This is a genomic window from Rhodoferax sp., assembly GCF_037143375.1.
Lineage (GTDB): Bacteria > Pseudomonadota > Gammaproteobacteria > Burkholderiales > Burkholderiaceae_C > Rhodoferax.
In genome coordinates this window covers 1-4,593 of sequence record NZ_JBAWYV010000206.1, presented here as the reverse complement: position 1 = coordinate 4,593, position 4,593 = coordinate 1, and the positions used below count along the sequence as shown (strand labels likewise).

4 protein-coding genes are annotated in these 4,593 nt (G+C 56.1%); 2 read left to right on the top strand and 2 right to left on the bottom strand.

Annotated elements, in window-relative coordinates; all coding sequences use genetic code 11:
• Positions 1 to 333: 333 nt before the first annotated feature.
• Both trxA and WCG50_RS17650 read right to left on the bottom strand, forming a co-directional pair.
• Positions 334 to 666 carry a thioredoxin TrxA gene (gene trxA / locus WCG50_RS17655; protein WP_336900907.1) on the bottom strand — a complete coding sequence of 111 codons (333 nt, stop codon included), beginning with the start codon at positions 664 to 666 and terminating at the stop codon, positions 334 to 336.
• 443 nt (positions 667 to 1,109) lie between these two features.
• On the bottom strand, positions 1,110 to 2,024 hold the full coding sequence (locus tag WCG50_RS17650; protein WP_336900906.1) for a CoA transferase: 915 nt from the start codon (positions 2,022 to 2,024) through the stop codon (positions 1,110 to 1,112).
• Positions 2,025 to 2,104: 80 nt separating this feature from the next.
• Between WCG50_RS17650 and WCG50_RS17645 the strand changes: the two genes are divergently transcribed.
• Both WCG50_RS17645 and WCG50_RS17640 read left to right on the top strand, forming a co-directional pair.
• Complete coding sequence (locus tag WCG50_RS17645) at positions 2,105 to 3,145, top strand: 3'-5' exonuclease (protein ID WP_336900905.1); 1,041 nt, start codon at positions 2,105 to 2,107, stop codon at positions 3,143 to 3,145.
• Between the two features lie 68 nt (positions 3,146 to 3,213).
• Positions 3,214 to 4,458 (top strand): nitronate monooxygenase, encoded by a 1,245-nt coding sequence (locus WCG50_RS17640; RefSeq protein ID WP_336900904.1) that lies wholly within the window; start codon positions 3,214 to 3,216, stop codon positions 4,456 to 4,458.
• Positions 4,459 to 4,593 lie beyond the last annotated feature (135 nt).

Genomic DNA, 4,593 nt, shown 5'->3' with positions numbered 1-4,593 from the left:
CTTGCTTGAGGACTTCGGACACGTGCAGTGCCTTGAGTTCGTTTAAGTGCATGGAATGACCCAAAAGGGAGTTGAACGAAATACGGGGGGAGGTTTGGTGGTGAGGCGGCAGGGTAGCCTCAACCTCAATGTTCTAAACCGGGAAATCGGACCGCCTCGGGGTGGGAGGCAGCGAACACGCAGAATTATGACAGGAAATATTGAAGAAATTTAATGCTGTGCCTGGACGATAGGTGATCAGCGTTGAAATTGTGTGCGAAATACAAGGGAAACTCTGATGGGGTTGCACTATTGGCAGGGTAAACCACTGCCATGTGAGCATTTTCCGGTAGATCAGGCCAGTTGTTGTTCGATAAACGCAGTCATCTGGGCTTTGCTCATGGCGCCGACCTTAGTGGCAGCCAGTTGGCCGCCTTTGAACAACATAAGTGTTGGAATGCCGCGAATGCCGAATTTTGCTGGGATGTCACGGTTTTCATCGACATTCATCTTGGCGACTTGCAGCTTGCCTTCAAACGCCGTGGACACTTCGTCCAGGATGGGTGCAATCATCTTGCAGGGACCGCACCACTCGGCCCAGTAATCCACCAAGACCGGCAGGGCAGATTGAAGAACATCGACTTCAAAAGAAGCGTCAGATACGTGTTTGATAAGTTCGCTGGCCATGTGAATCCTTGGTTGTTTGAGGTCAGTGCTGAAGGCTTTTCGTCTGGGCAGACGGTTTGGCAAAGTTCCAGTTAACTAACGGGTAAAAGAAAAGTGGGGAAATTGTGACAGAAACCAAGACCTTTGTTGGATGGCCCATCTACTATGGTTGAAATAGTGAAAAAACATCATGTTGACATGAAGTTGGGTCATTTCGCGCGCCAGATATGCGATTAGCTGTCGTAGTTACAAACTGAATCAGCTAGCAAGACTTTACTTTGTGGGTCACTCAGGCATTCAGGAAATGATTTATCCACCCCAGTTTCCATCCCGCGTGCAAGTAATCGTCCTTTCGCTAGATCTGTTGCTCGACCGTACCATGGCCGCCGCCGTGATGCTCGGTTGTGATGAAGTTTACCTGCCAATGTCGCCAAAGCCACTTGGCCAAATACGTCTTTAGGCAGCTATGACTGAGGCAGTGTGTAAAGCGGAATGTCTTTTTCAAGAGAGAGCTTGTCGAGCACTTTGCGGGTCTTGGTCAGCAGATAGTCCGCAATTACTTGGCGGGTAGCGAGTGACATCATCGACTCAATGCTGGCATCGGTCACCCCAGCCACGGCGCACAGCGCCTTGGCAAAGTGGGGCTCCAGCGCCGCCATTGCCACACGGCCGTCTTTGCACGGGTAGACCCGGTAACCGGCATGGCCGCCACCGACCGCTTCACCGTCTTGGGTCACGCCCCAGGCGCGCGGCAAGGCCAGATAAGCCGCGGCCTCAGAAAGCGCCACTTCGAGGTAACTGCCTTTGCCTTTTTGCCTTTGCACCAGCATCGCCTGCAACACAGCCTCCGAGGTCATCAGCGAGCCGCCCATGTCGGCGTACAAGGTGGGCGGCAAATCCAGCCCTGTCACCAAGTCGCTTTCGGCCTGGTAGGTGAGGTCGTGGCCGGGTTCATCGGCGCGGTCGCCGGGTGCGCCCACAATCGCGATCAGCGACAGGGCGGGGTAGAGCTTGTGCAAAACTTTCCATTCCAGACCCAGTTTTCGCAAGGCCGACGGGCGAAATGAGGTGATCAAAATATCGGCCTTGGCCAGTTCCCGGTGCAGGGTTTTTTGGCCTTTTTCAGTCTTGAGGTCGGCCACGCCCACGCGAACCCCCTGGTGCATCTCGTCATAAGCGGCCCGTTTGTACCAGCTCATGGGGTCGCCCGAGGCGCCGGGGGCTGATCCGACCGGTGGAGGCGGCTCCAGCTTGACACAGGTCGCGCCCATTTGCCGGCAGCGCATCAGGGCGGCCGGGCCGGGCAGGTTGAGTGCCAGACTGACGACACGGGTGCCCTTGAGCGGGCGCAGGGCAGGGGATTGAAGAGGGGAGGTCATGCGCCCAATTTACCCGATAACCTAAACCGGGTTGTGGTGGCTGGGCATCAGAGTGCGGTGTAATGCTGGCCTGACTCAATATGACCCGAAAGCTTCCCGTGACCGATCCGCAATTTCCGCTTGACTTTGATGCCCCTTCACCTGCGACAAGTCAACCGCTCAAGCCTAAAGCCATGACCAAACCACGCCGTGCAGCCACGCCCCAACTTCCCGTAACCCTGAGCCCCGAAGACATGGCCGCTGCCTTGGCCAATCATCCTGACTACCGTGTCTTGCGCCGTTTGCAGCCCGTATTGAAGTTTGACCGAGCAGCGCTGGGCCCGACCCTGCGGGTGCTGGTGCTTGACACCGAGACTACCGGCCTGGACCACGCCAAAGACAAAATCATCGAGTTGGCCATGCTGCAAGTCGATGTGGACACCGCCACCGGCTTGCCGGTGGGCGAGGTTTTGGTCTATGACGAGCTGGAAGACCCAGGCATGCCGGTGTCCAAAGAAATTGAGGCCATCACCGGCATTTCCACAGAAATGGTGCGAGGCAAACATCTGGACGAGACCAAAATTGCGGCCATGCTGGCCGGGGCTGATCTGGTGATTGCCCACAACGCCGGGTTTGACCGCCCTTTTTGTGAGTCACGCATCCCTGCGTTTGCCAAATTGCCCTGGGGTTGCTCGTTTGCTGATATTGACTGGAAAAAGGAAGGCCAGGGCTCGGCCAAGCTGGAGTATCTGGCGCTGGAAAAAGGCTGGTTTTACGAGGCTCACCGCGCCGAGGTCGATTGCCATGCGCTGCTGGCGGTCTTGGGTGAGCCGTTGCCCACCACCGGGCTGAGTGGTCTGGCCAAAATCATCGCGGCCAGCCGCCAGCCGAGCTACCGCCTGCAAGCGACCGGAGCGCCGTTTGAAGCCAAAGACCTGCTCAAAGCCCGCGCTTACCGCTGGAACGCGGAGCAACGGGTGTGGCATATAAAAATCGTTGACGAGAGTCAATTAACTGCAGAATTTGAGTGGCTCAAATTAAATGTTTATGGTAGCCGCCAAGCGCGAGTTCAAGTCGAAAAACTCGATGCCCGCGTGATGTACTCAAACCGGGCAGGGGAATTGTCCAGCCAGCAAATCTGAGGTAGTGACGGGGTAGAATTCTGCCCTGTAAAGCTGTTCTGGCTTGAGATTTGCCCCCAAGGAATTTGATGAAACGTGTTGATGACTTTCGCCTGAAGTTCGGAAAAAAAGAGTACGTGCCGATCATGATTGGTGGCATGGGCGTTGATATTTCCACCGCCGAACTGGCGCTCGAAGCCGCGCGCTTGGGCGGTATCGGGCATATTTCCGACGCCATGATCTCCGACGTGTCGGACCGGCGCTTTGACACCAGTTTTGTCAAAGAAAAGACCCGCCTTTATAAGTACAACATCGACAACTCTGACAAGTCCAGCATCAAGTTTGACCTGGGCGAGGTCGCTGAGGCCACCAAGCGGCACGTTGGCGCTACCATGACCGCCAAAAAAGGCGAAGGCTTGGTGTTTGTCAATTGCATGGAAAAGCTGACCATGAACGCCCCGCGCGAAACGCTGCAGGTGCGAATGACCGCCGCTTTGGACGCTGGTATTGACGGCATCACCTTGAGCGCGGGCCTGCATTTGGGCTCATTTGGCCTGATGGCCGATCACCCCCGGTTTCGCGATGCCAAGCTGGGCATCATCGTGTCGTCGGTACGGGCGCTGCAACTCTTCCTGCGCAAGAACGCACGCCTGAACCGTTACCCTGATTTCGTGGTCGTCGAAGGCCCGCTGGCCGGTGGTCACCTGGGTTTTGGCATGGACTGGGCGCAGTACGACCTGGCCACCATCTGTGCTGAAGTCATTACCTTCCTGAAAACCGAGCAGCTGGACATTCCGGTGATTGCCGCGGGTGGCATCTTTACCGGCAGCGATGCGGTGTCGTTCCTCGAAGGTGGCTCGGCCGCCGTACAAGTGGCCACCCGGTTTACCGTGGCCAACGAGTGCGGTTTGACCGACAAAGCCAAGCAAGAGTACTTCAAGGCCAGCGAAGAAGACATCATCGTCAACACCATTTCGCCCACCGGTTACCCGATGCGCATGCTGAAAAGCACGCCCGCCATCGGTTCTGGTATCCGCCCTGGCTGCGAGTCGTATGGCTACTTGCTTGATGGCAATGGCGGCTGCGCCTACATTACGGCCTACAACCGCGAAGTGCTGTTGAACCCGGACCTGAAAACGCTCAAGGTCATGGACAAAACCTGCCTGTGCACCCACATGCGCAACTACAACTGCTGGACCTGTGGCTCCACCACCTACCGTCTGAAAGACACCACCACGCGTCTGGCCGATGGCAGCTACCAGCAACTGAGCGCCGAGCACATCTTCAAGGATTACCAGTACAGCGTTGACAACAAGGTCGCGTTGCCTACCTGATTCATGGGCTAAAACCTGAAACTGCCCGCCTAGCGCGGGCATTTTTTTGCCTGTCACCAACCCTGCAGGTCGCCTCTACAATAAAAGTTAACTCAGTTTGACTATGAAAATTCTTATTTCCAATGACGACGGTTT